Origin of the sequence: Shinella sedimenti (assembly GCF_022601905.1) — a bacterium.
In the GTDB taxonomy this organism is placed as follows: Bacteria; Pseudomonadota; Alphaproteobacteria; order Rhizobiales; family Rhizobiaceae; genus Shinella; species Shinella sedimenti.
In genome coordinates, this window is sequence record NZ_JAKVIN010000005.1 from 214,413 (window position 1) to 239,014 (window position 24,602).

Below are 24,602 nucleotides of genomic sequence, written 5' to 3' on the forward strand. Positions count from 1 at the left end.
CCTATATCTGCAGCTTGATGGATGGACTTGCCGCCCGATTGGCGCGCCGATGCGTGGCCGTCTCGACGGTCAGAACGAAAGCACTGTGAACGACCGTCACGAGAAGCAGGCCGGCAACCATTACCTGCTGCGGCACCTCGAAGAGCAAGCCCAGATAGCCGATACCGCCACACAGAAACGAAACGAGGATGATGATGTAGCTCGTCGCAGCCTGAGACAGACCGGAATCGATCATGAGGTGGTGCAGGTGCCGGCGATCCGCCGACATCGGGCTGCGGTGATCGAGCAGGCGGCGCACCATGAGGCTCAGCGTATCGATGACAGGAACGATCACCAGCCACAGAAGGGATGGAAACGGCAGGCCCTGCGCACCATCCGACAGGCGCAGGATCAGATAGGCGATGATCGCGCCCAACCCCGTGCTACCGGCATCGCCGAGATAGACTGAGGCGCGTGCGCGCCATGGGCTGCGCAAATTGAAGACGAGAAAGCCACCGACCGCCGCAAGCAGCGCCGCGACTGGAAAGATGAGCCCGTCTTCTCCCATCTGAAGCACGAGGACGAGGATCCACACCAGAGTGGATGCGGCCATGCCGCCAGCCAGGCCATCAACGCCATCAGCCATGTTCCAGGCATTGACCAACCCGACGACGAAGCCAACGGAGATGACGAGCAGCACGACATAGGCGCCTGGGCCGGCTACCGGCAGAATGTCGCCGAACGACATCTGCCCCAGGCTTTCGGCGGCGATCAGCGCCACGGCAATCATGACCTGTGCAGCGAACCGCAAACGCGCAGGCAAGGTGAAGCGGTCATCCAGGACCCCTAGCGTGACGACGAGGATCGTCGCCAGCCAGAAGCCCGGCCCGACATCCATTCCATTGGCCGTGAGCAGGTTCATGCCGGCGAAGGCCATGAAGATCGCAATCCCCCCGCACAGCGGCACGGCGCCTTCATGGATCTTGCGGTGGTCCGGCAAATCGATCAGGCGAAGCGGCACCGAAAGCCAGCGCAACAGAACGACAAAAACGGTGCTCAGCACAAGAGAAGCCGAGCTTTCGACCAGCAAGAAGATCATCTGACGCCCCTGCAATCGCGCCGATGCCCTTCCCTTAATCGGTCAGGTCGCATGGGCGATGATGCAAGCATAACGTTTGATTCGCCGGTCACACCATTCGAGCAAAAGGCCAAGGCGATCGGCGCGAAGGGTGATTTCAACGGCGTGGCCCACCCCGTCTACTCCCTTTCCATCCCTGTATCCTCCCTTTGGCCGAGGGTGGCAGATGTCGCTGCCACCCGCTTTGCGACCAGCATTCTGTACGACGTGCCCCGAGACAAGAAGACAGCGCCCAGGATCAAAGCGGTCGTTGAACGAGCCGGCGCGTGTACGCCATCACCGCACAACCAAATGACGAGATTGAATGCTGAAAAAACTAATAGTTGACCCGCCCACATTACCAGGGTACAAGTGCGCATCGAATTTGCTTTGAGCTTTGCTTGTTGCGCGCTTGGCACCGCGCCCTGAACGAACTTCCTTTCAAAATCGCTATCATCCTCCGGCGTGCCTTGGCGCATCGGTTTCTCAATGTTGCTATGAAAGGGTTCATCATGACCACTGGCACAGTTAAATGGTTCAATTCCACCAAGGGCTTCGGCTTCATTCAGCCTGACAACGGCGATGCAGACGCATTCGTTCACATCTCCGCCGTCGAGCGCGCCGGAATGCGCGAACTCGTCGAAGGCCAGAAGATCGGCTTCGACCTGGAGCGTGACAACAAGTCCGGCAAGATGTCGGCCTGCAATCTCCAGGCTGCCTGATCAGGTAGCGCTTCCCTTTGACCACGGATGTACTGGCACTGCCGGAAGCGCGCCACCCAAAGCAAGGCCAGGCAAACCGCCTGGCCTTTTGTTTTCCGCTCGCCTGCCGGGCGTCACCACAGGAAATCCAATGACCGAAAAACACAGCCGCTCGCGCCAGATGGCCGAGATCGCGTTCAATGCCATCCAGACACCCTTCTTCGCCAAGGCCGAGGCGGTTGAGGAGCTTGCCTCCATCAGCCAGTCCCGCGACGCCAAGACCCAACGGCTCCGCGAAGCACGGCTTGCGAAGAAAATGGAAGACAGCGCATCCGCCACCTCAGCTCTCCTCGCAAAGCGCGCTACGGCGCGGTGATACCTTCTCAACCACAACAGACAGGACGAAAATTTGAAGAACGCCAGAGATAACCAGCTTTCCGACCGCCGCACGGCATCGGCCGATGCGAAGTCGGCCCTGCTGAAAGCCTATCGCGCGGCCCAGGCCACCGCGGCACCTGCCAGAGCGGAGCGCCAGGCTGAACGTGCACTCGTCGCCGCGGCACGCGAGGAACGGCGCGCCGAACGCGAACGCGTAAAGACGGAAGAGCAGGCACGAATCGCCGCCGAAGAAGCCGCCTTGCAGGCCGAGGCGCAAGCGGCTGCGCTTGCCGAGACGCATGCCCGCGAGAGCGCCGAAAAAGCGCGTGTCGCGCGCGTGATCGAAGACGAGGCAGAGCGAAAGGCAGCGCGCGACCTACGCTACGCAAACCGCAAGGCCCGGCGCGCATAGGTCTTCTTCGCCCTGAATGGAACGTCAAGCATGCGAAAGCGTTGCGCTTTATCATGGCTGTTCCAGGGGTATGCCAATGAAAATACGCGCCGGCTTCGACATCGGTTACGAGTGCGAGAACGATACGGCCATGCTGCTGGTTCTCAATATCCACCCCAGCCGGCGCGCCGATCTGCTCACGGAGCAGATCCTGACCTTCGACCGCCCGATTGAGGCTTGGGAATATCTGGACGGGTTCGGCAACGCCTGCAGCCGCATCTTGGCCCCCGCCGGCCTGACGACGATCTCCACCCGCTTCGAAATCTATGACAGCGGCCTGCCGGATCCCATACCGGAGAACGCCTTCCAGCACGACATCAAGGATCTGCCCGACGACGTGCTGGTTTTCCTGCTCGGCAGTCGCTACTGCGATACGGACCGGCTCGCAGATTTTGCCTGGAAACGGTTTTCTACCACGCCGCTCGGCTGGCCGCGCGTGCAGGCGATAGTCAACTTCGTACACAATCACATAACCTTCGATTACAACAAGGCCGACCCGCTCCGAACAGCTTACGGCGGGTTCAACGATCGGACCGGTGTCTGCCGCGATTTCGCGCATCTCGCGATCACCCTTTGCCGCTGCATGAACATTCCCGCACGCTACTGCACCGGCTATCTTGGCGATATCGGCGTTCCCGGGATCCGCATCCCATGGATTTCAGCGCTTGGTTCGAAGTCTATTTCAGCGGACGCTGGTATACGCTTGATGCGCGTCATAACACGCCCCGCATCGGCAGGATTTTGATGGCGACGGGGCGGGATGCGACTGACGTCGCCCTTTCGACGGCCTTCGGACCCGCACTCCTGACGCGATTCGAGGTCGTGACGGAAGAATCTGCAGGGTAACAGCCACCCTCGCCGGGCGGTTTCCCATTGGCCTTTGATTGAATCTGTCTTTATTGTTCGCCCGAAATATTCTGCATCCGTCCGGCAGGAATGTCACGAGCGGCCTAGCCAGCAAGGCAACCATGTCTATTCAACGTACGAGCTTCTACGTTCTTCTGACACTCCTGACGGTCGCGTTCCTCTGGCTCCTGCTGCCCTACTACACTGCGATCTTCTGGGCAGTTATCCTTGCCATCATCTTCTTTCCGGTCCACACGAGGCTGGAACGGCGGCTCCACGGCCGCAGCACCATCGCCGCCCTGTTGACGGTCTTGTTGTGCATCTGCCTCGTCATCGTGCCGGCCATGATCATACTCGGTTCTCTCATTCAGGAGGGAACGAGCCTCTACCAGCGGATCAGCAGCAACGAGATCGACCTGAATGCCTATTTCACGCGTATCCAGGACGCGTTGCCGGCGAGCGTCGACAACTGGCTCAATTCGATGCGGCTGGGCGGCTTTGCCGAACTGCGCGACCAGATTTCCTCTGCCTTCATGCAGGCCGGCCAGACGATTGCGGGAAGCATTCTGAGTTTTGGTCAGAACACGCTGCAGTTCTTCGTCAGCTTCGGCATCCTGCTCTACCTGCTTTTCTTCCTGTTCAGAGATGGCGCCGCGCTCGGCGTGACGATCCGCAAGGCGATACCGCTGAGTGACGACTACAGCCGCAAATTCATCGACAAGGTCGCAGACGTGGTGCGCGCCACGGTGAAGGGCAACATCATCATCGCGATCGCTCAAGGTACGATCGGCGGCGTCAGCTTCTGGGCTCTGGGTATTGAAGCTGCCCTGTTGTGGGGCGTGGTCATGACGTTCCTGTCGATGTTGCCCGCTGTCGGCGCGGCGCTCGTCTGGATTCCCGCCGCAATCTGGCTTTTCCTCGCAGGCGCTTGGTTAAAGGGCGTGATTCTGGTTCTCATCGGCGTGTTTGTGATCGGGCTGATCGACAACCTGCTGCGGCCACCGCTCGTAGGCAAGGGAACGAGGCTGCCCGACTATGTTGTGCTGATCTCGACGGTCGGCGGTATTTCGCTGTTTGGCATCAACGGCTTCGTCATCGGCCCCCTGATAGCCGCCCTTTTCATTTCCGCCTGGTCGCTCTTTATGCAGGAACAAAACGCCGAGAAGAAAAGGCCCACGGACTCTACGGCCTTATGAAAATGCGCGAAGTGGAGATGTAGGGCTGACAAGCCCTGCTTCTTTTGTTCTCACCTCTCGCATCGTCGGTGGAAAAAAGCAGCCGGTTTATGGACTTGCCGCCACCGCGACCTATGTCGCTTCGGACAGGGGCAATTTGGGCGGCGCGGCGACGCCGGACAAGGCGCAGGCGCAGGCCAGCCTGCTTGCAAAGCCCCATGCGTGAAGCACCGAGCGGAGAGAACGATGCCGAACGACGAAATCTATTGCGGGCCGGCCCCGGACCTTCTGTCCCTGCCATGGCGGTGGAATTTCGATCCTGTTCTGCTGGCGGCGCTGACGCTTCTTTCATTTTCCCTTTATCGCCACGGTAGCGATTGGCCGCGCCGCAACTATGCTGCCGCCGCCGTCGTGGTGCTTCTCGTCGCCTTCGTGTCCCCGCTCTGCGCGCTGGCGTCCGCCCTTTTCTCCGCCAGAGTGCTTCATCACATTCTGCTCGTCGCCATAGCAGCGCCGCTCCTGGTTCTTGCCCTGGGTCGGCTGCCATGGCGCCCCCGCGCGCCGCACATAGCCTTCGCGGTCCATGCGCTGCTGTTCTGGCTCTGGCATTCGCCTGTCGCCTATCACTTCGCGCTTTCTTCCTATGCCGCCTATTGGCTGATGCAGCTTTCACTGCTGGGCTCCGCGATGTGGCTGTGGATGATCGCGCTCGATCCCCGGACCTCCGCTGGCAATGCCTGCGCGGTTCTGTTCGGCACGGTGCTGCAGATGGGTATGCTGGCTGCACTTCTCACTTTCTCGCGCAACCCACTCTATGACGTCCATCTGACCACGACTGCGGCTTTCGGCGTGACGCCACTCGAAGACCAGCAACTGGCCGGCGTTCTGATGTGGGTTCCGGCCGCCGGTCCTTATCTCGTCGCCATGCTGTGGCGCATCCGCACCCTGCTGTCGCAGAACAGCCTCGATCGGCCGGCATCGTGATCGCGCTTGCCAAATTCCTGCATATCGCCGCCATCGCGATCTGGGCGGCCGGTGTCGTCAGTCTGCCGGGGCTTTACGTGCAGCGCGCCCATGTGAAAGACGAGGATGCGCTCTTGCGTTTGCAGCGGCTGGTGCGGTTCGCTTATATCGGCATCATATCGCCGGCAGCTTTCGTGGCCGTTCTCACCGGGACGATGCTGATCTTCCTGCGACAGACGTTCGAGGCGTGGTTCTCCATCAAACTCGCCCTCGTCGGCGTCTTCGCCATTCTGCACGTGCTGACCGGTCTCGTCGTCATCAGGCTTTTTCGCGACGGTGAAATTTATCCGCCCTGGCGCTTCGTGACGGCTACGGTTCTCAGTGGCGGGGTCGTGGTCGCGATCTTCTTCATCGTGCTGGCCAAGCCGACAGTGGATCTGGCGCTCATCGACGTCCTCTCCGAGCCAGGTGGCCTGAAGCGCCTCTACGACGAATTCAATCCTTGGGGGAAACCATGAGGCCGACGCCGTGATCGAAGATGAGCTTGCCGCCATGCCAGCCTGCTATCCCCGTGAGAACCGCGGCCAGCCCCGAGAGCAAGAGGCCCTGCGGGAGAACGTCGAGCGGATTGATCATGCGCGTTCCCCAGTTGGCACCCATCACGGCTATGAGGGTCATGGCGGCAATCGCATGCGCCCAACTGGCCGCCCGTGCGCGAATACCCGGCACAAGCAGAAGCTCTGCGGTGCCGACGAGGCCCGCCGCCATCCCCAGGAAGAATGCGCCGCCGGAAGACCACAGTCCGACACGAAGCCAGAAGGCATCGCCCGTCCACCAGTAGAGCACGTCCACGCCAAGCGTGGCGAACACGAAGGCGATGGGAAAGTGCACACTCATGGCATGCAGCGGGTGCCCGCTAATCGCGACCAGCGAGCTGGCATCCTTTTCCTCGACCTTCTGGATGACGGGGTTGCCCTTGTCCTGCGTTTCTTCCATGCGTGTTCTCCCTTCCCGCCGATAACCGTGCGACGAGCAGTCGGGTTCCGCGGCGTCCTCGTATTTTCGTCCCCGCTTCTGCTCACCGGCTGCACGGGTGATCTCTCCGCGCTTGATCCGGCAGGTCCCTTCGCCGGCGCTATCGCAAACCTCTGGTGGCTGATGTTGGCTGGCTCGGCGGTAATCTTCCTGCTTGTCCTTGCACTTTTCTTGCTTGTCGTCTTCCGGCCGGGAACCGGACGTCGGGTATCGCCTTCCCGCTGGATCTGGCTAGGTGGAATCGCCTTTCCGCTCGTGACACTGGTCGCGCTGATCGGCCATGGACTGATGCGCGGCGAGTATATCCTAAATCTCGGGATCGGTGGCGAACCCTTCAACGTCGAGGCGCGCGGCAGCATGTGGCGCTGGGACTTCCGCTATGCCGAAGGTGTGCGGACAAGCCAGGGCATCCTTCACATCCCGGCAGGCAGGACGGTCGTGGTGACGGCGACCAGCAATGATGTGATCCACAGCTTCTGGGCGCCCCGCCTCGGAGGCAAGATCGACGCAATCCCCGGCCACGCCGCCACAATACGCATTCTCGCAGACCGTCCCGGCATCTATGGCGGCGTCTGTTCGGAATATTGCGGAACTGGTCACGATGGCATGTCCTTCGAGGTGCATGCCCATACACAAAAGGATTTCGAAGCCGTTCTGGCCGGTCTGCCCGAAGCGCAGGAGCCCGCCCCATGACGCAAGCCCCCCGGAAATCGGCGCTGCGCCTTCATCGTGAACTGACGGAAATATGGGGCACGCCGCCCGGATGGGGCCGCCTGCAAGCTGTCAACCATACCGTCATCGGCAAGCGCTTCATGCTGACCGCGCTGGTCTTCTTCGCCATCGGCGGCATACTGGCCATGCTCATCCGCACGCAGCTCGCCACAACCCAAAGCGCCTTCCTCGACGCAGCCACCTATGCACAGGTCTTCACCATGCATGGCGTGGTGATGATGTTCCTCTTCGCCATCCCCTTCTTCGAGGGGCTCGCGATGTATCTCCTGCCGAAGATGCTGGGAAGCCGCGATCTCGCTTTCCCGCGCATGTCCGCTTACGGCTACTGGTGTTACCTGTTCGGCGGGACCTTTCTCGTCGGCGCGCTCGTTACGGGCGTCGCGCCCGACGGCGGCTGGTTCATGTACACGCCGCTGTCGTCATCGACCTATTCGCCCGGCGTCAATGCCGATGTCTGGCTGCTCGGCATTACTTTCGTCGAGATTTCGGCGCTTTCCGCGGCGGTTGAGATCCTCGTTTCGGTGCTAAAGCTTCGCGCACCGGGCATGTCCTTGACGCGGATGCCGATATTCGCCTGGTACATGCTGATCGTCGCCGGCATGATGCTGATCGGCTTCCCGCCGCTCATTCTCGGCTCGATCCTGCTGGAAGCGGAGCGGGCCTTCGGCCTTCCGTTCTTCGATCCGACCCGCGGTGGCGATCCACTGCTGTGGCAACACCTCTTCTGGCTGTTCGGCCATCCCGAAGTCTATATCATCTTCCTGCCGGCGGCCGGCGCACTCTCGACGATCATTCCAACGCTCGCGCGTCGCCCGCTCGAAGGCTACGAGATCGTCGTGGCAGCGGTCATCGCGCTCGCATTCCTCTCCTTCGGGCTTTGGGTCCACCACATGTATACGGTCGGCATTCCCCATGTCGCTCTCTCCTTCTTCTCGGCCGCCAGCGGGCTGGCGGCGGTTCCAACCGGCGTGCAGATTTTTGCCTGGCTTGCCACGCTCGCCCATGGCAAGCCGCGACTTTCGGTGCCGATGCTTCATATATTCGGCTTCATGTTCGTCTTCGTGTTGGGTGGGCTGACTGGCGTCATGCTTGCGATGGTGCCGTTCGACTGGCAGGCGCATGATACGCATTTCGTCGTCGCCCATCTCCACTATGTGCTGGTCGGCGGCTTCGTCTTCCCCATGCTCGCCGCAGCCTATTACTGGCTACCCCACATCTTCGGCCGGCAGGCCGTGCAGCATCTTTCGCATGCCGCCTTCTGGATGATCTTCATCGGCTTCAACCTGACCTTTTTCGCCATGCACCTGACGGGTCTGCGCGGCATGCCGCGGCGCATTTCGACCTATCCTCCGGAGGCGGGCTGGGAAACGCTCAACTTCATCTCCTCGATGGGCGGCTTCATCATGACAACGGGTTTCGCCCTTGTCGCGCTCGACCTGTTGCTGCTTGCCGTCTTCGGAAAGCCCTTCCGCCGCAATCCGTGGCAAGCCGGCACGCTGGAATGGGCTATGCCAACGCCTCCGACTGCCTATGCCTTCGCGTCGCTGCCCGAAATCTCGGCGCGCGCCGACCAGCTCGATCCGGACCGTCTCGGGCCAGTGCTGGCTTCGGGACAAGGCTATCTTGGCGCAACACGTCACGGCTGGATGGAGGTGATTGGCGTCGACATGGTGACGGGAAAGCCAGAGCAGGTCGTCGTCTTGCCGAAGAGAACCGGCCTTCCCTTGCTGACGGCAATCGCGACCGGCAGCTTCTTTGCGCTTCTCCTCGTGAAACTCTATTGGCTTGCGCCCATTGCACTCCTGATCGTCGCGGCGCTCTTCCTGCTATGGACCCGCGATTGCGGCCTGAAATCGGATCTGGCCGACCTCCCTGTCGGTCACGGTACCAACCTGCCGCATCACTACCAGACCGAGCAGCCTCCATCCTATTGGGCGATGGCATTCACCCTGACCGCCGATGCAACGCTCTTCGCGTCGTTGCTCTTCGGTTCGCTCTTTCTATGGCTGTCAGCCCCGAACTGGCCCCCGGAGAGCGCAATTCCCATCGATGTCACTACGTCTCTGATTGCGGCAGCCGCGCTTGTCGTGGCAGCGGGTTTCGGGCGAGCAACCTTCACGGGCCGAACCGAAAGAAACCTCTGCATCGTCGCGCTTGCCTATGGCGTCGCCCTCCTGGCTCTCGGCTACTTCCTCATCAACACCCACGGCGAGGCGACGCAGCATGCGGCCATGGCCAGCATCTTTGCGGTCAAGACCTATGCGATCCTGCATATTTTCGTCGGGCTTATCCTGTCGCTGTTCTGTCTCTGGCGCGTCAGAAGCGGATATGTCTCCGTCCGCAGGGATCTCGACTTGCGGCTTGGCCGCCAATGGCACCTGTTCACGCTGACCACAGGCCTGATCGCCTTGGCATTCCCTCTGGTCATCAATCTTCTCGCCGGAGGGGCCGGCCCATGAGCGGACGTGCGTTGCTCGGTATCCTGATCGCCTGGATCGGCTGGGCGGGCGGCTTTCTGTTTCTCTACGCCGTTCAAGCGACAGGGTGCCGGGCCGGTTGGAACGAGCAGATGCTCGGCCCGATCTCACTGCTACGCCTGCTGCTGATCATCGCAACAGCGGCCATCGTCCTTGTGCTTTTCTGGCTTACCGCGAAGGCACACCGGGATGGCTCGACCTCTTCGCTGGCGAAGATCGGAGTCCTGGCGAACGGCGCCGCAATTCTCGCCACGATGTGTTTTGCCGGCGTGGTATGGCTGCGCCTGTGCGCGTGACCTGAGAGAAATCGGTCAGTTGAGGCGCTGCTCCGTTTCGGCGTCGAAGACATGAAAGGCAGAGGCATCGGCATGGATGGTGATTGCGTCCCCGGCTTTTATGCCCGCATCCGCCGGCATGGCCGCCACGACACGCTGATCGCCGATCCGCGCGGTGACGACGAGCTCCGGGCCGGTCAGCTCGGCAACCTCGCAGCGCGCGTCGCGGAACAAGGGCTCGCGCGATTTGCCGATCGCTTCCGGACGGATGCCGAGTGTGACGCGACGGCCCGGCGCGATGGCTTCCAGCCCTGGAACAGCAACCGTCGCGCTTGTCCCATCGATCGTCACACCATTTTCTCCCATCGTCCCGGCCAGCAGGTTCATGGGTAGAGCGCCGACAAAGGTCGCGACATAAAGCGTGGCCGGGCGGTTGTAGATGTTTTCGGGCGTATCGAGTTGCTCGATGCGTCCATTGCGCATGACGGCAATGCGCGTCGCGAGCGTCATCGCCTCGATCTGATCATGCGTCACATAAACGACTGTCGTCTTCGTCAGTTGATGCAGGCGCTTCAGCTCGGTGCGCATTTCCAGACGCAGCTTCGCGTCGAGGTTCGACAGCGGTTCGTCGAACAGAAAGACCTTCGGGTTGCGCACCAAAGCGCGGCCGATGGCGACCCGCTGACGCTGGCCGCCCGAAAGCTGAGCGGGCTTGCGATCCAGCAGGTTTTCGATCTGCAGCAGTGTTGCAGCCTCCAAGACCGCCTTGTCTCGAACAGTCTTGTCGACCTTGCGCATTTCAAGCCCGAAGCCGATGTTTCGGTGCACGGTCAGATTGGGATAGAGCGCGTATGACTGAAAGACCATGGCGATGTCCCGGTCCTTCGGATGCACTCCGATGATCGAGCGCTCATCGATACGCACGTCTCCGCTGGTCGGTTCACCGAGGCCTGCGATGATATTGAGCAGGGTGGACTTTCCACAACCGGACGCGCCGAGCAGAACGAGGAACTCTCCGCTCTCCAGCGCTATGTCGATGCCCTTCAGCGTTTCGACCGGACCGTAGCTCTTGCGGATAGCGTCGATGGTCAGAGTGCTCATGCCATGGCTTTCTGCTGGGGCGCTTCGTAACGTCGCGGATGGGTCGAAATGGCGCGCGATGCGACGCCCGTTCCTGCTTCGAGGCTCGCCTTCACGCCCTTGCCCTCCGCATAAGCAGCGAGAAAGGCCGCATTGAAGACGTCGCCGGCGCCAATCGTATCGACCACGGCCACGCGCGGCGCATCCACACGGGTGACTGTTCCGTCGCCTTCAATGGCGATCGCGCCCCTTGGGCCGCACTTCACAACGACAAGACCACCGGCAGACATGCCCCGACGCAAGACGTGACCGGCTTCCACGGGATCGGAAACACCGGCGAGGTTCGTCGTCTCCACTTCATTGAGAAGCGCAATCCGGCAGCGCGACAGCCATGACGCTGCATCGCGCCTGTTAGCATCGGTCCAGCCCTCCAGCGGCCAACCGGTATCCAGCGCCACGCAGATATCGTGGCGGTCCGCCCAATCGAACAGGCGGTCGTAATCCTCGACCAGCTTGTCGGTGAGGAAGGAGCCGCAAAGAAGGGCAATGCCGCCGCGAAGGCGTTCACCGTCGAGCACCGCGAAGACATCCTCCAGGCTGAACAGCGGCAGGTGGCCACGCGTCGTGAAGAAGGTTCGCTCGCCATCCGGATGGGTGATGCCGACGGACAGCGTGGTGCTTTCGCCATGTACCGGCCAATGCCGCGCGTGGTCGCCGAAGCTTGCAGCAAGCCAAGACCCAAACTGATCACAACCGATGCTGGCGGCGATCTCGAACGGTGTGCCGAGTGCCATCCACGCCAGCGCCGTATTGCCGGCCGAACCGCCGACCCGCAGTTCGTCGTGATCGACGATGACCTCGGTACCCGGCTGCGGCCAAGGCGCGGCCGGCCCCATGATGAGGTCGACATTGACGTTTCCGATGACGGCGAGCGGCCTCACTCATTCACTCCGGGTAATCTTGGTTGACCGCACCGGCGTTCCCGCGTCGGGAACGCGTGCTTCAGCGAAAGCGATCATGAGGCGCTGCGCTGTCGGCAGCATCGTGAAGATCGCGGCAAGGCCGTTCGATGCCGGGAAGGCAATCGTCGAGGCGCCCGCAACCGGTGGCCGGCCGGAGCAATCGAACATCACGAGTTTGGCGCCGGTACCGGCAACGGAAACCGCCATCGCGGTCACCAGATCGGCGGTCTCGTCGTCACCGCGGAAGAGGATGACGCCCATCTCGGGAGAAAGCATCTCCATGGGCCCGTGGCGCAACTGCCCGCCCTCCAGCGAGAAGCTTGGTACCCGGGAGAGTTCCGCAAAGCCAAGCGCGATGGCTTCGGCCATGCCCTGCAATCGGCGGCCGGATGTCACGACCGATTGCACATCCGAAAGGGTGGCAACAGCCTCATCAATCGGCGGCGCCAGGGGCGTGTCAAGGGCTGCGAGCGCAGTTGAAACGTCCTCGCCCAGCGCTGCCAAAATGGCAAGATGCAGCGCAAAGCTGATGGTAAGGCTGCGTGTTGCGGCGAAGGCCTGCTCCGTACCCCCCTGCCCGACGAGGCAAGGTGCACTGCGGCCTAGAAAAGAGGCGCTTTCAAGTGTGAAGCCAAAGGTCTCCGCATTGCCGCCCGTCTCCGCAAACCAGCGCAGCACTTCCGCGCTTTCACCGGACTGGGAGGTGATGAAGACTGTCCTCCCATCCAGGGACAGCGGTGCGGAAAGCTGCTCGGACAGGGGGACGGCAATGGCGTCGATACCAAGGGCGCGGTAGAGCGGCTCGACGGCACGGCCGACGGCATGCGAACCGCCCATGCCGAGCAGCAGAAGTTTGCCGGTCCGCTTCAGGCTGGCGGCGGCCTTCTCGGCCGTCTCGCCATTGGTGCGGAAGGAGGCAATGGCATCGGCATGCTGGCGCGCCATCTCCCGATCGATTGCCTGGAGCCCCTTCGGCCGATTTGTCGTCTCGGTCATGATCATCCTTTCACACCGCCGCTGGTGAGGCCCGAAATCAGGGCCCGTTGCATGATGAGGCCGACAAGGACGGGCGGCAGCGCGGCAAGCACGCCGGCCGTCGCGATCAGCCCGTAGTCGGAAACCCTGCCACCCGCGAGTTCGGCGATAGCCACCGTCAGGGTTCGGGCGCGCTGGTCCGAGGTGAACAGCAGCGCATAAAAGAACTCGTCCCAGGCCAGCAGGAAGGCAAAGAGCGCCGAGGTCGCAACGATGGGCATGGCAAGCGGCAGCGTGATGATGCGCAAGGTCGCAAACAGGCTAGCGCCATCCATCATCGCCGCCTGCTCGATCTCGCGGGGAATACCGTCGAAACCGGACTTCATGAGCCACGTCGTGAAGGGCGCCAGAATGGTAAGATAGACCAGCGCCAGCCCAAAGACGGAGTTCAGCAGCCCGAGAGCCGCCAGTGCCATGTAGAGTGGAACCGCAAGGGCGACCGGCGGCAGCATGTAGGTGGCGATCACGAGCGACAGCGACCAACTGATGGAGGGCGTGCGCGAAACGGCCCATCCGGCCGGCACCGCAAGCGCAATAGCCGCGAGCGTCGCCATGCCGGCGACGAGGACGCTGTTGACCAGCGAGGCAACAAAGTTGGCGCCCGCACTATTGGGAATGCTTGAAAGCAATGTCGCGTAACGCGAGAAATCGACCGCGCTCGGCCACCAATTGAGCGGTCGGGCAACGAGATCCGCGGCCGGCGAGATGCTCATCACGAAGAGCCAGAACACCGGCGCGACGATGACGACGGCGAGAAGCAGCGCCGCGGCATAAATAAAGACGGAGACGAGAAGGCTGCGGCGTTCCATCAGGCGGCACTCCCCGCCGTGCGACGCACCAGCATGCCATAGCCGACCGCGAGCACCGTCACGATAAGCGTGACGACCAGAGCAAGCGACGCCCCGGAGCCTGCGCGCTGGAAGGAGAAGGCTTCCTGATAGACGAGAATCGACAAGGTCCGCGTCGAATTGGCCGGGCCGCCGCGCGTCATCACCCAGATGATGTCGAACACCTTGAAGGCCTCGATCGTGCGCAAAACCAGCGCCACCATCAGCGGGCCCGCAAGATAGGGCAGGATGACGAAACGGAAGCGGGCGAAGGGTCCCGCGCCATCGACAAGCGATGCGGCCGTGATGTCACGCGGCACCGCCTGAAGCGCGGCAAGCGCGATGAGCGCCACAAGCGGAAAGTTCTTCCAGCAATCCGCGACGATCAGCGCGGTCATGGCCGTGCCCGGCTCACCCAGCCAGGAACGATAGCTGTCGAGCAGCCCGATCTGCGTGAGCGCGGAATTCAGCGCGCCGTATTCGGGATTGTAGATCAGCCGCCACAGCGTGGCGTTGACGACGGTCGGCAGCGCCCAGGGCAGGATCAGCAGCGCGCGCAGCACGGCGCGGCCGTAGAATTGCTGGTTGAGGAGAAGGGCAGCGAGGACACCGATCACCATTTCGGCGGTGACCGAGATGACGGCAAACCACGTCGTGGCAAAGAGCGCGCGCTGGAAATTGTTGCTCGACAACATCTTGACGTAGTTGTCGAACCCGACGAAGGCGCCTCCCGTCCCGACAAGCTTGGCGCCGGTAAAGGAAAGCCTGACGGTATCGATCATCGGCCAGCCGATGACGGCGGTCATGATGATCAGAAGGGGCAGCATGAGAAGCCATGCCCGGGTCGTCATCCAGGTGCTGGACATCACGTCTTCTTCGTCGCTTGTCGGGGGCAATACTGTGCGGGTGGCCGAAGCCACCCGCAAGCGCTCGGGATCAGAGCCCGCTGTTTTCGGCGGCGGATTTCAGCGCGTCTTCAGGCGTTGCCTGATCGAGCAGCGCTTCCTGTATGCCCTGCTGAAGGGCCGTGGAAAGCTCCTGATACTTCGGTGTCGTCGGCCGCGGATACATGGCTGCAAGGCCAAGCTTGGCGGCAGCGATCAGCTCTTCCTGGCCGGCAGTCACGGCCGGATCCTCATAGGACGATGCCCAGATCGGCAGGCTCAGCTTCGCATAGGCATTCTGCGTTTCCTGCGAGGTCATGTGCACGATGTACTTCCAGGCTTCTTCCTGATGCTGGCTCGTGGACGTGATGCCGAGGCCCATCGAACCGTTGACGGCCGAAACCTCGCTCTTGCCCTCGACGCCCGGCGCGGGAACGATGCCGACCTTGCCGGCTACCTTGCTGTCCTTGCCGCCATTGGCCATGTTGTACATGTAGGTCCAGTTGAGCGCGAAAGCCGCCTCGCCGTTCTGGAAGACGTTGCGGACATCCTCCTCCAGGAATTCCTTGGAGTTCGGGTTGGTGAGGCCCGACTTGTAACTGTCGACCATGTATCTCAGTGCGTCGAGGCCGCCGCCTTCACCGAAGGCCGGCTTGCCATCCTTCAGGAATTCGCCACCATAGGCGCTGACCAGCGTGGTGTAATCGCAGATCACGGCTTCCGCCTGCGCCCAACTCCAGGCGATGGGTGTTGCAAGCAGGCCCTTATCCTTGATGATCTTCGCCTGCTCGGACAGCTCCTCCCAGGTCTTCGGCGGTGTCTTGATGCCGGCCTTTTCCAGGATTTCCTTGTTGTAGAACAGGTATTTGGTGTCGAGAATCCACGGCATGCCGTAGGACTTTCCGTCGTAGTTGACGGTCGTCCAGGCGCCCGGCAACACCCCCTTCTTCATCTCGTCGGTCACACGGCCGGTCACATCAACCAGAACGTTGTTGGTGGCATATTCCGCAGGCCAGATCACGTCGAACAGAACGACGTCGTAACCGCTGCCGGAACCCTGTGCCAGCACGGTCTTATCGTGCAGGCCCTCATAAGGAACGAATTCGAGGTTCACCTTGATATCGGGATTGGCCTTCGTGAAGGCGTCGGTCATGGCGCGGACATCCGCCTCGCTATAAGCGGCCTGCGCCATGAACAGCGCGTTGAGTGTCGTTTCGGCGAACGCGTGCGGAGCCGAAACGGCCGCGACCAGCGCTGCATACAACAGGGTCTTCTTCATCGATTTCAACATGCCTGCCTCCAGTTTGGTTTTGAATCCCGACGTGCCCTTGGGCACGCGTGCTCACTGCGCCTTATGGCTTTCGCCGGATCGCTCTGGGCGCGGCATCGCCTCGCCCCTTGTTCCCCGGAACTCTTCGGTTCCTTATTAAGTCAAATGTATTGACTTAAGTCTTGTGTAATATCCAAATGGTGTCAAGAGGGAATCGTCGATGAACGAACTGCGGACGATCCGCGCCAGAAGCGGGACCAATCAGGAGGGCACAAGCGCGCATAACCGGCGCGTGCTCATCGAGGCCATCCGCGTCAATGGTCCGCTGTCGCGCGCCGCTCTCGCCCGCGCCACACACTTGACCAAACAGACCGTCTCCAACCTCATCGAAAGCCTAGAAGCAGACGGGCTCGTGGCATCGGAAGATGTTGTGCGCGGCGGCCGCGGCCAACCTTCCACGCCCTACAGGCTGGTTCCCGAGGGCGCCTTTGCGCTCGGCGTTCAGATCGATCGGGAACTCACACGGATCGTGGCTGTCGATTTCCTGGGCCAAGAGGTGGCTCGTGCCGTTGCGAACCTTCCGCCCGGCGAGCCTGAGGAAGGCAGTAAGGTGATCCTCCATCACATCGGACAGGTCCGGCGCGATCTTGCCGACCGTATCCCTATGTCTACGCAGCGCCTCACCGGTCTCGGCATCGCCATGCCCGGACCCTATGGGCTGAAGCCCTCCGGTGACGACCCCTGGATGATGGCGAAGTGGCAGTCCTTTCCCCTGCTAGAAACACTGGCCGCAGGCACCGGTCTCGAGACGACCCTGCAGAACGACGCGACCGCCTGTGCGACCGCCGAACGCATGAACGGCGTAGCGGATGGCCTTGACCACGCCGTCTGTCTCTATTTCGGCTATGGCATCGGCGCCGGCCTCATTCTCGGCGGCGAGATCTACACGGGCAGCAACCGCAATGCAGGCGAGATCGGCATGGTTCTCTTCTCGCGGGGTGGCACGGTCGCCCCATTCGAGCACCGATCCTCCTTCGCTTCCCTGCTTCAGCATCTCGGCCTTGGCACCGCAACGACCGACGCCTATGACGAGGTCGAGCGGCTGACGCTTGCAGACGATCCGCGCATCCGCCAATGGCTTGAGGGTGCTGGCGCCGATTTTCGGCAGGCCGTTCACATGGTCGAGACGATCTTCGACCCCGAGACCGTCATCCTGAATGGCAGCGCGCCGCCGGCTCTCTCACGAAGGCTGTTCGAGTCGATGCACCCCCCTCTGCCGTCGATTGCCGAACGCCCCGGCCGAACCATACCGCGCGTCCAGCTCGGCATGATCGATCCCTGGGCCGTCGCGCTCGGCGCCGCAGCTGCCCCCATCCGGCGCGCATTCGACCCGCTCTTTTCCGCGATCCTGAAGGAAGCCCCCTGAACGCTGCCCTTATATCCGGCAGCTTTCCGCTCGCTTCAGTGCACCGCGGCGTACATGATGTCCTCGCTGGAGGCGTCCATCGGTGAGAACTCTTCCACGACCCGCCCCTGGCGCGCGACGAGGATGCGGTCGGATAGGGCGAGAATTTCGGGAAGGTAGGACGAGATGACGACGACGGCGAGCCCTTCGTCGGCAAGCCGCTGGATCAACGCATGGATCTCAGCTACCGCGCCGACATCGACACCTCGCGTCGGCTCATCGAAGATGATGAGACGCGGCTTCTGGATGAGCGCCTTGCCTATAACCACTTTCTGCTGGTTGCCCCCGGAAAGCTCGACGACACGCGCTTCGCCGCCGATCGAGCGGATCGCAAGCTTGTCCGTCCACACCTCCGCCAGCGACTTCATCTCGGCGATGGAGACAAAGGGAAAACGGTTGAGACCGGCTGCCAGAAGGCCCGCATAAAGATTTTCGGCAATCGACATGTTCTCGAAGAAGCCTTCAAGCTTTCGATCCTCCGTGACGTAGACAATCCCGTCCGCGACGGCCGGACCGGGCGTCGCATAGCGCACCGGCCTGCCTTCATAGGCGATGGCCCCGCCTCGCAGGAAATCACGCTTGAAGACACCCGCGATGATCTTCGCCGTCTCGGTGCGACCGGAGCCGACAAGGCCGAAAAGGCCGGTCACCTGTCCCGCAAAGACCGAGAAGGACGTGTTGCGCACAAGCGTCCCCATCGACACGTCCTCGACCGAAAGCACGCGTTTTCCAGCCGGACGCGTTTCGCTTCGCGGTGAAAACTCCGTTTCGAGCTCGCGGCCCACCATGGCCTGGACAATACGCCCCTGCGTGAGATCGCTGGCATTTTCCGTCAGCACACGCTTCCCGTCGCGCATGACAGTGATGCGGTCGGACATCTGCAGCGCTTCCTCCAGCGCGTGCGTGATGAAGATGATGGCGACGCCGCGGGAGCGAAGGCGATTGATCAGCGAGAAGAAATGCCGGCGCTCCTCGGGTGTAAGCGTCGCGGTCGGCTCGTCGAAGATGATAACCTTTGCATTCAGCCTCACGGCACGCGCAATCTCCACCATTTGCCGTTTTGCGGCCCCGAGGCTGGAGACCAGCGCCGTCGGATCTACGGTGAAATTCAGGGATTGCAGGAACTGCTGGGCGGCGATCGTGATGCCCCGCAAGCGGTTGAAGGCCTTCTCGTGCCCCAGAAACAGGTTCTGCGCCACGGTCATCGATGGCACGAGACTCGTCTCCTGGTAGACCATGGCGATACCGCGACGCAGCATCTCAGCCGGCCCATCCGCGTGCAACGGTTTTCCAAGATAGAGGATTTCCCCGCCTTCAGGCGGATAGACGCCGGCGAGCAGCTTGCTGAAGGTCGACTTCCCAGCCCCGTTCTCGCCAAGGAGCGCGTGAACCTCGCCGGCGTGCAGGTCAAAGTCAACAGCATCGACCGCCACATTGCCGTGGAAAGCCTTGGTCAGCGCGCGTGCCTGGAGGATGCTTGTCATGCCAGAGGCTCCCGCTTGCGGATATCGACGATCTCGCCCGCCCCCTTGAAGGCCACCAGTCGGGCATTTGGCAAGTCCAGAACCGAGACCGCACCATGACGATGCCCGTCGGCGCGCGAATGATGGCTCCCGACCGGCTGGAACTGCGCGTCCAGCCTTGCGACGAGACCATAAGACCGCGCCGGCGCCCAGGGTTTGCGTACGCCCATGGTACGAACCCCGCCGCGCTGCAACGGTTCGAGGAAGCTTTCGCCTGATCGTAGCGCAGGCGCGATCCAGTAATCCTGCGGCACGGTGGCAATCATGTCGGCGCGGAACCGGTCTTCGCGCAACACGAGTTCGATGAGCCGGTTGCGCGGCGCAAAGACCGCCAACCACCAGCCGCCATCATGCGCCGGTGCCAATCGGCCGGGATAGCCGGGAATACGGTCGAGAACCGTGCGCGCACGCGCGCCGGCCAGGCTGATGATGCGGTGGGCGAATGCCTCCGCCACCACCGGCGCACCGTTTTCGTCAAGCGCCAGCCCGGCCGGGAAGGCAAGTCCGTCGGCGATGCGCTCTGCCTTGCCGCTGGAAAGGTCCAGCCGCCAGATGGCGCCGTCACGCTGCTTGCGCATGAGGGCCTGCACCCAATCGGTCGCGGCGGAATGCGCCGAGCCCTGCGCGACGAGGAGCGTGTTGTCATCGCCCGCGAGAAGCGCCGTGGCCGATACGACCGCGGGAAAAGCTGCACGCAGATCCTGCGTCTCACCGTTCCGCCGCAGCATAAGGCCGCCATCGGCCGTCGCGATCGCAAGCCCGCCCCGCGGCGGGGCGGCAAGCGCCGTCACGGGCGAGGAGAAACGCTCGACCGGCGTCGGGTTCCGGGCGTCGAGCCGGTAGAGCGCATAGCCGGCCGTCAGCCAGATTTCGCCTTCCGCATCCTGCACGAGATTGTCCGCCTCCGGCAGGCTTGCCACACGGGCGGCGGTTTCGATATCCGTATTCGGCTTCCACGCGCCGTCATAGGGCGGGATGGTGATGGCCTCGCCGCGAAACGGATCGAGCAAGCGGTCGAGGAGCGTCATGCCCGGCCTCCCCAGTAGGAATTCCAGCTTGTCCAGTTCGGATCGGCATCCGGCAGGCGGATACGGCCGATCCGGTTGTTCAGGATACCGCCGATATAGAGCCAGCCTTTGTGCTCGCGCATGGAGGTCACCATCGGGTGCGCCGCCCCGCCAAGATCGCCTAGTGTCGCGACAATGGCGCCGGTCTCGTCGAATTTCACGACACCGCCCGTGTTGATGTTGGGGAAAAGCCAGTCATCCTGCGGCAGGTTGCGTGTCATGCGCTTTCGCATCGCCGGATGACGCAGGGCTAGGTCGAAGCTCGGGGTGCGCATGCCGAGCCACGCCATCCAGTAAGTACCGTCGGAGGCGCGATTGATGTTGTCGGGATAGCCCGGCATATCGCGGATCACGGGTTCGAGTTGCCCCTCCTTCGGCCCCGCAATCCAGTACCGGTGCACCGAGCAGGCCCAGCTTTCGGCAATCAGCAGCGACTGGCCGTCATGGCTGAGGCAGACACCGTTGGCGTAGCGTAGATTCTTCAGCACCGTCCGCGTCTTGCCGGTCTTCGGATCGTGTACGAGAAGCCGGCCGGTCGGGCGGCTCTCGATGGAATCGAGCGCCCAGTCATGCGCGTCGTAACGCGTGGTGGAGTCGGTAAACCAGATGCGCCCGTCCGGGCCGATGTCGCAGTCGTTCGGATCACGCAGGCGCGCGTCGTCGACGACGGAAAGAAGCGACCGTTGCGTTTCGGTGGAAAGCTCTTTGACCTTTCCATCCTTCGCTACACCGTAAAGCCCCATCGCACCCACGCAGGAAACGATTTCCCCATCCCGCGCCATCGCGAGCCCGAGCGGGAACCCACCAATATGTGCGAAAACCTCTGAGCGCGTGTAGTCGGGTGCAAACCATCGCACGATCTCGCCGTGGCGGGTGCCGGCGTAGAGATTGTCAGCGGCATCGAGAATGACATCCTCAGGGCCTTCAACCGTGCCGAGTGCAATCGCTTGAGCAGAGGCAAGCGTGTTGTTCAGCGCATAGGCCGTGCCGGAGCCCGGCAGGGCGGATTGCGCGGGCTGCATGGCGTGGTGGAGCGGGGCCACATAGACCTCTGACAGCACTTTGTGCCTGTTCTTCAGCCAGCGGACATCAAGCACGATCGCGGCGGCAAGCAACAGGCCGACAATGAGCTGGCTGGTGCCGGTGCCAGCCCCCATGCGGATCAAGCCATTGGTGATCAACAGAACAATGATGGCGCCCATCAGGCCCTTGGCGATAGAGCCGCGGCCGCCACCCAGGCTGTTGCCACCCACGACGGCAGCGGTCAGCGCCGCCAGCTCCAGTCCAAGCCCGGTGCCCGGCCCCACGCCGGAAAGACGCGCGGCAAACAGGAAGCCGGCAATGCCGCAGGCCGCGCCCGAGACGACATAGGTGAGGAAGATCGTCCGGCGGACATTGATGCCCACATTGAAGGCCGAGCGCCGCGCACCACCGACCGCGGTAAAATGCCAACCAATGCGCGAGCGGCTCATGACAATATGCGCAGCCAGCGCGAAACCGAGTGCAATCAGCGCGCTGATCGGCTGCCCCCAGATCGCCCCCGTGCCGATGTGATCGAAGGTGTCGTTCCACACCGGTGAACTCTGGATGCGGGTGCCCCAGGTCGTGATCAGGATATCATAGATCGAGCGCCCGATAATGAGAGTAACCAGCGTGGTCAGGAAGGCCCGAAGCCTGAGATAACCGACGAGGAAACCATTCAATGCGCCGAAAAGCGCGCCCGCGCCAAGCGCAGCCAGAAAGGCGAGCCAAGTGGGGCCCTCTGCGATATAGATGACGCAGAGCGCCGCAAACGCGCCCAACGCGAAGATGGAGCCGACTGAAAGATCGATGCCGCCGCCGATGATGACGACGGTCAGGCCAAGCACGACGATCAGGAACTCGCCGAGCTGGCGCGTAGTGTCGAGCAGGCTCGACGGCGCGAAGAAACCCGGCAGCAGAATGCCGAACGCCGCCACCACCACGACGAGGAAGACGAAAGGCACAAGATTGTCGGCCCAGCTCTTCGAGAGAAGTTCGCCCAAAAGGTGATCGGGCACCTTGTTGTAGCGCAGGCGGGTTAGTCTTTCGCGAAGGTTCATGCGTGCCGCTTCCGTAGGCTGGAGGAGGCTGGCCGCTGGCCGGCCCCCTCCGTGTCATCGTTACTTCTTGGCGGCTGCCTCGATGGCGGCCTGGCTCCAGCACGTGTTTGGCGTCAGGTCCTTCTTGGTACGGGCAACTTCATGCGTGTAGAGGTAGTTCTTGCTGGCGCCGGGCTTGATGCCGCTCTGCAGCAGGATCTTGATCGCGGCCACGACGTCCTGCGACTGCCGCGGCAGTTCGCTCGTCACGATAGCGCCGAACGTCCCGTCTTCGAGCAGCTTGCAATCGATGGCTTCGCCGGACCCCGTCGTTGCAAGGAAGATCTTGTCCTTCAGGCCGGCGTCGCGGATCGCCGAAGCCGTACCCTGCGCAGTCGCATCCCAGAAATCGACGATACCGCAGACATCGGGATGCTGCTGGAGGATGGTTGCCGCCGCGTTGCGCGCGGTCGTCGCATCCCAGTTGGAATCGGCGGTACCGGCAACCGTCCAGCCCGGATTGCGCTCCAGAACGGCCTGCACACCGGCCCACTGGTCGAGGCTCGACGCATTGACCTGGTCACCCTGGATGACCGCGATCTTCTTGGAGGAGTTTTCGCCGCAATGGTCGATGACCGCCTGCGTCTCCAACTCGCCGAGACGCTTCCAGTCAGAACCGGCGAACACGTCCGATGCGTAGTTCGACGGGTTGTCGACCTGCACGACGAAGATACCGGCTTCCTGCGCACGCTTGAACAGACGCGAGTAGGAGTTGAGGTCCGGCGTCTGGACGATCAGCACATCCGGCTTTTCGGCAGAAGAGATCAGGTCGGTGATGGCCTGTGCGCCGGCGTCGACACTCCAGTTCGGATCACGGGTCTCCCAGATGCCACCGAACTGCTTGACCTCCTCACCGATGAAGTGGTTCCAGCCCTGAGCCAGGTCGAAGCCCATGGTCATCGGCACCATGACGACGCGCTTGCCTTCCAGCGCCGAACGGTATGCTTCAGGGCCTGGGTTGGTTTCCTGCGCGTAAGCACCGCTGACCGCACCGGCAAGGCAAGCGCCTGCAAGAACGATATCCCGGAATGTCTTTTTCAGGCTGCTCATGTTTACGTCTCCGCTGAGAATGCGCCCCTCTCCGGGCCGCGGTTGTTGCGATCTTCATGAACGGAGGGCATTACGCCCTCCGGCTAGATGTCCCCCTGCTGACTGGTTTGTTCGTCGCGCGGGTTGAGTTGCCCATCGAGAATGATCGCGCCGAGCAGGATCAGTGCCTTGATGAGGTTCTGGTGGATATTTGGGAGGTTGAGAATTGTCATTCCATTGAGCAGGATACCGATGAGAAGCGCGCCGACCACCACATTTCGCATACCGCCTTTGCCGCCAGACAGGCCGATGCCACCGATCACCACGACAAGAACCACGTCATAGAGCAGGGCCGAATTGACCAGCCGGGTGTTCATGCTTTGAAGGCTGACCGCACTGGCAATGCCCGCCAGCCATGCCAGCACCGCGCTCGCGACAAAGGATGCCACGATCAGGGGACGCACGGGGATGCCCATTGTGCGCGCAGCCTGGAAGTTGTCGCCCATCAGGTAGAGAAAGCGACCGGGCCGCGACCAGCGCAGCAAAACCAGCGCTATCAGCACGACCGCCAGAAAGACGATGACGTCGAGCGGCAGGTCGAACAGACGGGCCTTGCCGAGCCACAGCAGCGATCCAGCCGTCTCAGGTATGTAGATCACATCCTGAGTGAGAATCTGCGAGCGCACGAAACCGAAGACGAAGGCGCTCGAGGCCAGTGTGGCAAAGAGCGCGGAAACACCGGCGTAGGCCACCATGAAACCGTTCATCAGGCCAAGTCCGACCGTGATGACAGCCACAATCGCCGTGGCCGACCAGAGCGACCATCCAGCCTGCAACAGCTGAAGCTGGATAGCGACCGTCACCACCATGATGGAGACCATCGAGAGATCGATGCCCCGCCCGATAACGACGATGCCCATGCCCGCCGCCAGGATGCCCAGCACCGATACGCTGCGCACGATATTGAGCAGATTGGCTGGAGCGGTGAAACCGTCGAGCGCCACAGCGAAACCGGCGAATAACACGACCGCCATCAAGAGAACGATGGTTTCCTGTGTGAATATTCTCAAAAGCGGGCGGTTGCTTGGCACCTGATGACTTCCGTCTAATGCATTCGATTTCGGGCGCACCCGCGGTCAAGGTGATACTGCTGGGCGCAAAGGCCGACAATATCTATCGATTTTGTTTTACGTGCTTGATGGGGCAGGTTT

24 protein-coding genes and 1 pseudogene are annotated in these 24,602 nt (G+C 62.1%); 12 read left to right on the plus strand and 13 right to left on the minus strand.

The genetic code is table 11. From position 1 onward, the window contains the following. Nucleotide 1 precedes the first annotated feature (1 nt). Entirely contained in the window at nucleotides 2-1,078 is a 1,077-nt protein-coding gene (locus tag MKI86_RS13270; protein WP_241601387.1) for an MraY family glycosyltransferase, read from the minus strand. Nucleotides 1,079-1,129: 51 nt separating this feature from the next. On the opposite strand from MKI86_RS13270, the gene MKI86_RS13275 reads away from it, so the two are divergent. The 8 genes and pseudogenes from MKI86_RS13275 (at nucleotide 1,130) to MKI86_RS13310 (ending at nucleotide 6,128) form a co-directional block, all read left to right on the plus strand. Continuing rightward, the gene (locus MKI86_RS13275) at nucleotides 1,130-1,444 is read left to right on the plus strand and encodes a hypothetical protein (RefSeq protein ID WP_241601388.1); all 315 of its coding nucleotides are present in this window, start codon (nucleotides 1,130-1,132) and stop codon (nucleotides 1,442-1,444) included. Between the two features lie 164 nt (nucleotides 1,445-1,608). Continuing rightward, nucleotides 1,609-1,818: a cold-shock protein gene (locus MKI86_RS13280; RefSeq protein WP_241601389.1), complete on the plus strand. Its 210-nt coding sequence runs from the start codon at nucleotides 1,609-1,611 to the stop codon at nucleotides 1,816-1,818. Between the two features lie 130 nt (nucleotides 1,819-1,948). Further along, nucleotides 1,949-2,173 carry a hypothetical protein gene (locus MKI86_RS13285; RefSeq protein WP_241601390.1) on the plus strand — a complete coding sequence of 75 codons (225 nt, stop codon included), beginning with the start codon at nucleotides 1,949-1,951 and terminating at the stop codon, nucleotides 2,171-2,173. Nucleotides 2,174-2,206: 33 nt separating this feature from the next. Continuing rightward, nucleotides 2,207-2,587 (plus strand): DUF6481 family protein, encoded by a 381-nt coding sequence (locus MKI86_RS13290; protein ID WP_241601391.1) that lies wholly within the window; start codon nucleotides 2,207-2,209, stop codon nucleotides 2,585-2,587. Nucleotides 2,588-2,663: 76 nt separating this feature from the next. Next, nucleotides 2,664-3,472, plus strand: a pseudogene (locus MKI86_RS13295) (transglutaminase-like domain-containing protein). A gap of 122 nt (nucleotides 3,473-3,594) precedes the next feature. Next, a complete protein-coding gene (locus tag MKI86_RS13300; protein ID WP_241601579.1) occupies nucleotides 3,595-4,668 on the plus strand; it encodes an AI-2E family transporter in 1,074 nt (357 codons plus the stop codon). Between the two features lie 225 nt (nucleotides 4,669-4,893). Continuing rightward, nucleotides 4,894-5,631 carry a cytochrome c oxidase assembly protein gene (locus MKI86_RS13305; protein ID WP_241601392.1) on the plus strand — a complete coding sequence of 246 codons (738 nt, stop codon included), beginning with the start codon at nucleotides 4,894-4,896 and terminating at the stop codon, nucleotides 5,629-5,631. Next, nucleotides 5,628-6,128 (plus strand): CopD family protein, encoded by a 501-nt coding sequence (locus MKI86_RS13310; RefSeq protein WP_241601393.1) that lies wholly within the window; start codon nucleotides 5,628-5,630, stop codon nucleotides 6,126-6,128. The genes MKI86_RS13305 and MKI86_RS13310 overlap by 4 nt, the downstream gene beginning before the upstream one ends. Here the strand turns inward: MKI86_RS13310 and MKI86_RS13315 are convergent. Further along, entirely contained in the window at nucleotides 6,106-6,606 is a 501-nt protein-coding gene (locus tag MKI86_RS13315) for a DUF2231 domain-containing protein (protein ID WP_241601394.1), read from the minus strand. The genes MKI86_RS13310 and MKI86_RS13315 overlap by 23 nt on opposite strands. Before the next feature lie 27 nt (nucleotides 6,607-6,633). On the opposite strand from MKI86_RS13315, the gene coxB reads away from it, so the two are divergent. The 3 genes from coxB to MKI86_RS13330 are packed head-to-tail and all read left to right on the plus strand — an operon-like array spanning nucleotide 6,634 to nucleotide 10,150. Beyond that, nucleotides 6,634-7,338, plus strand: coding sequence for a cytochrome c oxidase subunit II (coxB, locus tag MKI86_RS13320; protein ID WP_241601395.1), 705 nt, complete (start codon nucleotides 6,634-6,636; stop codon nucleotides 7,336-7,338). Continuing rightward, entirely contained in the window at nucleotides 7,335-9,836 is a 2,502-nt protein-coding gene (gene ctaD / locus MKI86_RS13325) for a cytochrome c oxidase subunit I (RefSeq protein WP_241601396.1), read from the plus strand. Before coxB ends, ctaD begins: the two co-directional genes overlap by 4 nt. Beyond that, complete coding sequence (locus MKI86_RS13330) at nucleotides 9,833-10,150, plus strand: hypothetical protein (RefSeq protein ID WP_241601397.1); 318 nt, start codon at nucleotides 9,833-9,835, stop codon at nucleotides 10,148-10,150. Before ctaD ends, MKI86_RS13330 begins: the two co-directional genes overlap by 4 nt. 15 nt (nucleotides 10,151-10,165) lie before the next feature. Here the strand turns inward: MKI86_RS13330 and MKI86_RS13335 are convergent, their stop codons facing one another. The 6 genes from MKI86_RS13335 to MKI86_RS13360 form a co-directional block, all read right to left on the minus strand. Further along, nucleotides 10,166-11,230: an ABC transporter ATP-binding protein gene (locus MKI86_RS13335; protein WP_241601398.1), complete on the minus strand. Its 1,065-nt coding sequence runs from the start codon at nucleotides 11,228-11,230 to the stop codon at nucleotides 10,166-10,168. Beyond that, on the minus strand, nucleotides 11,227-12,150 hold the full coding sequence (locus MKI86_RS13340; protein WP_241601399.1) for a PfkB family carbohydrate kinase: 924 nt from the start codon (nucleotides 12,148-12,150) through the stop codon (nucleotides 11,227-11,229). The genes MKI86_RS13335 and MKI86_RS13340 overlap by 4 nt, the downstream gene beginning before the upstream one ends. Then, nucleotides 12,151-13,167: an SIS domain-containing protein gene (locus MKI86_RS13345; RefSeq protein ID WP_370879967.1), complete on the minus strand. Its 1,017-nt coding sequence runs from the start codon at nucleotides 13,165-13,167 to the stop codon at nucleotides 12,151-12,153. Nucleotides 13,168-13,169: 2 nt separating this feature from the next. Further along, nucleotides 13,170-14,015 (minus strand): carbohydrate ABC transporter permease, encoded by an 846-nt coding sequence (locus tag MKI86_RS13350; RefSeq protein WP_241601401.1) that lies wholly within the window; start codon nucleotides 14,013-14,015, stop codon nucleotides 13,170-13,172. Beyond that, entirely contained in the window at nucleotides 14,015-14,899 is an 885-nt protein-coding gene (locus MKI86_RS13355; RefSeq protein WP_241601402.1) for a carbohydrate ABC transporter permease, read from the minus strand. The genes MKI86_RS13350 and MKI86_RS13355 overlap by 1 nt, the downstream gene beginning before the upstream one ends. Nucleotides 14,900-14,969: 70 nt before the next feature. Then, nucleotides 14,970-16,208, minus strand: a complete 1,239-nt coding sequence (locus MKI86_RS13360; RefSeq protein ID WP_241601403.1) for an extracellular solute-binding protein — start codon at nucleotides 16,206-16,208, stop codon at nucleotides 14,970-14,972. 199 nt (nucleotides 16,209-16,407) lie between these two features. Here MKI86_RS13360 and MKI86_RS13365 point away from each other — a divergent pair, with 199 nt between their 5' ends. Then, the gene (locus tag MKI86_RS13365; RefSeq protein ID WP_241601404.1) at nucleotides 16,408-17,613 is read left to right on the plus strand and encodes an ROK family transcriptional regulator; all 1,206 of its coding nucleotides are present in this window, start codon (nucleotides 16,408-16,410) and stop codon (nucleotides 17,611-17,613) included. Nucleotides 17,614-17,648: 35 nt separating this feature from the next. Here MKI86_RS13365 and MKI86_RS13370 read toward each other — a convergent pair whose 3' ends face one another. From MKI86_RS13370 to MKI86_RS13390, 5 genes are all read right to left on the minus strand, one after another. Then, on the minus strand, nucleotides 17,649-19,136 hold the full coding sequence (locus tag MKI86_RS13370) for a sugar ABC transporter ATP-binding protein (protein ID WP_241601405.1): 1,488 nt from the start codon (nucleotides 19,134-19,136) through the stop codon (nucleotides 17,649-17,651). Beyond that, a complete protein-coding gene (locus MKI86_RS13375; RefSeq protein ID WP_241601406.1) occupies nucleotides 19,133-20,203 on the minus strand; it encodes an SMP-30/gluconolactonase/LRE family protein in 1,071 nt (356 codons plus the stop codon). The genes MKI86_RS13370 and MKI86_RS13375 overlap by 4 nt, the downstream gene beginning before the upstream one ends. Beyond that, nucleotides 20,200-22,323 carry an ABC transporter permease gene (locus MKI86_RS13380; RefSeq protein WP_241601407.1) on the minus strand — a complete coding sequence of 708 codons (2,124 nt, stop codon included), beginning with the start codon at nucleotides 22,321-22,323 and terminating at the stop codon, nucleotides 20,200-20,202. Before MKI86_RS13380 ends, MKI86_RS13375 begins: the two co-directional genes overlap by 4 nt. 60 nt (nucleotides 22,324-22,383) lie before the next feature. Further along, nucleotides 22,384-23,412: a sugar ABC transporter substrate-binding protein gene (locus MKI86_RS13385; protein ID WP_241601408.1), complete on the minus strand. Its 1,029-nt coding sequence runs from the start codon at nucleotides 23,410-23,412 to the stop codon at nucleotides 22,384-22,386. Nucleotides 23,413-23,495: 83 nt separating this feature from the next. Further along, nucleotides 23,496-24,425, minus strand: a complete 930-nt coding sequence (locus MKI86_RS13390) for an ABC transporter permease (protein ID WP_241601580.1) — start codon at nucleotides 24,423-24,425, stop codon at nucleotides 23,496-23,498. Nucleotides 24,426-24,602 lie beyond the last annotated feature (177 nt).

Bases quoted from the DNA above. Each gene is read 5' to 3' on its own strand.
- MKI86_RS13285 (WP_241601390.1), top strand. From the start codon at position 1,949: ATGACCGAAAAACACAGCCGCTCGCGCCAGATGGCCGAGATCGCGTTC.
- MKI86_RS13315 (WP_241601394.1), bottom strand. From the start codon at position 6,606: ATGGAAGAAACGCAGGACAAGGGCAACCCCGTCATCCAGAAGGTCGAG.
- MKI86_RS13390 (WP_241601580.1), bottom strand. From the start codon at position 24,425: ATGGCGGTCGTGTTATTCGCCGGTTTCGCTGTGGCGCTCGACGGTTTC.
- MKI86_RS13280 (WP_241601389.1), top strand. From the start codon at position 1,609: ATGACCACTGGCACAGTTAAATGGTTCAATTCCACCAAGGGCTTCGGC.
- MKI86_RS13365 (WP_241601404.1), top strand. From the start codon at position 16,408: ATGAACGAACTGCGGACGATCCGCGCCAGAAGCGGGACCAATCAGGAG.
- MKI86_RS13345 (WP_370879967.1), bottom strand. From the start codon at position 13,167: ATGACCGAGACGACAAATCGGCCGAAGGGGCTCCAGGCAATCGATCGG.
- MKI86_RS13270 (WP_241601387.1), bottom strand. From the start codon at position 1,078: ATGATCTTCTTGCTGGTCGAAAGCTCGGCTTCTCTTGTGCTGAGCACC.
- MKI86_RS13350 (WP_241601401.1), bottom strand. From the start codon at position 14,015: ATGGAACGCCGCAGCCTTCTCGTCTCCGTCTTTATTTATGCCGCGGCG.
- MKI86_RS13375 (WP_241601406.1), bottom strand. From the start codon at position 20,203: ATGACGCTCCTCGACCGCTTGCTCGATCCGTTTCGCGGCGAGGCCATC.
- MKI86_RS13380 (WP_241601407.1), bottom strand. From the start codon at position 22,323: ATGAACCTTCGCGAAAGACTAACCCGCCTGCGCTACAACAAGGTGCCC.
- MKI86_RS13335 (WP_241601398.1), bottom strand. From the start codon at position 11,230: ATGAGCACTCTGACCATCGACGCTATCCGCAAGAGCTACGGTCCGGTC.
- MKI86_RS13305 (WP_241601392.1), top strand. From the start codon at position 4,894: ATGCCGAACGACGAAATCTATTGCGGGCCGGCCCCGGACCTTCTGTCC.
- MKI86_RS13275 (WP_241601388.1), top strand. From the start codon at position 1,130: ATGGGCGATGATGCAAGCATAACGTTTGATTCGCCGGTCACACCATTC.
- MKI86_RS13300 (WP_241601579.1), top strand. From the start codon at position 3,595: ATGTCTATTCAACGTACGAGCTTCTACGTTCTTCTGACACTCCTGACG.
- MKI86_RS13385 (WP_241601408.1), bottom strand. From the start codon at position 23,412: ATGAGCAGCCTGAAAAAGACATTCCGGGATATCGTTCTTGCAGGCGCT.
- MKI86_RS13370 (WP_241601405.1), bottom strand. From the start codon at position 19,136: ATGACAAGCATCCTCCAGGCACGCGCGCTGACCAAGGCTTTCCACGGC.
- ctaD (WP_241601396.1), top strand. From the start codon at position 7,335: ATGACGCAAGCCCCCCGGAAATCGGCGCTGCGCCTTCATCGTGAACTG.
- MKI86_RS13360 (WP_241601403.1), bottom strand. From the start codon at position 16,208: ATGTTGAAATCGATGAAGAAGACCCTGTTGTATGCAGCGCTGGTCGCG.
- MKI86_RS13355 (WP_241601402.1), bottom strand. From the start codon at position 14,899: ATGTCCAGCACCTGGATGACGACCCGGGCATGGCTTCTCATGCTGCCC.
- MKI86_RS13330 (WP_241601397.1), top strand. From the start codon at position 9,833: ATGAGCGGACGTGCGTTGCTCGGTATCCTGATCGCCTGGATCGGCTGG.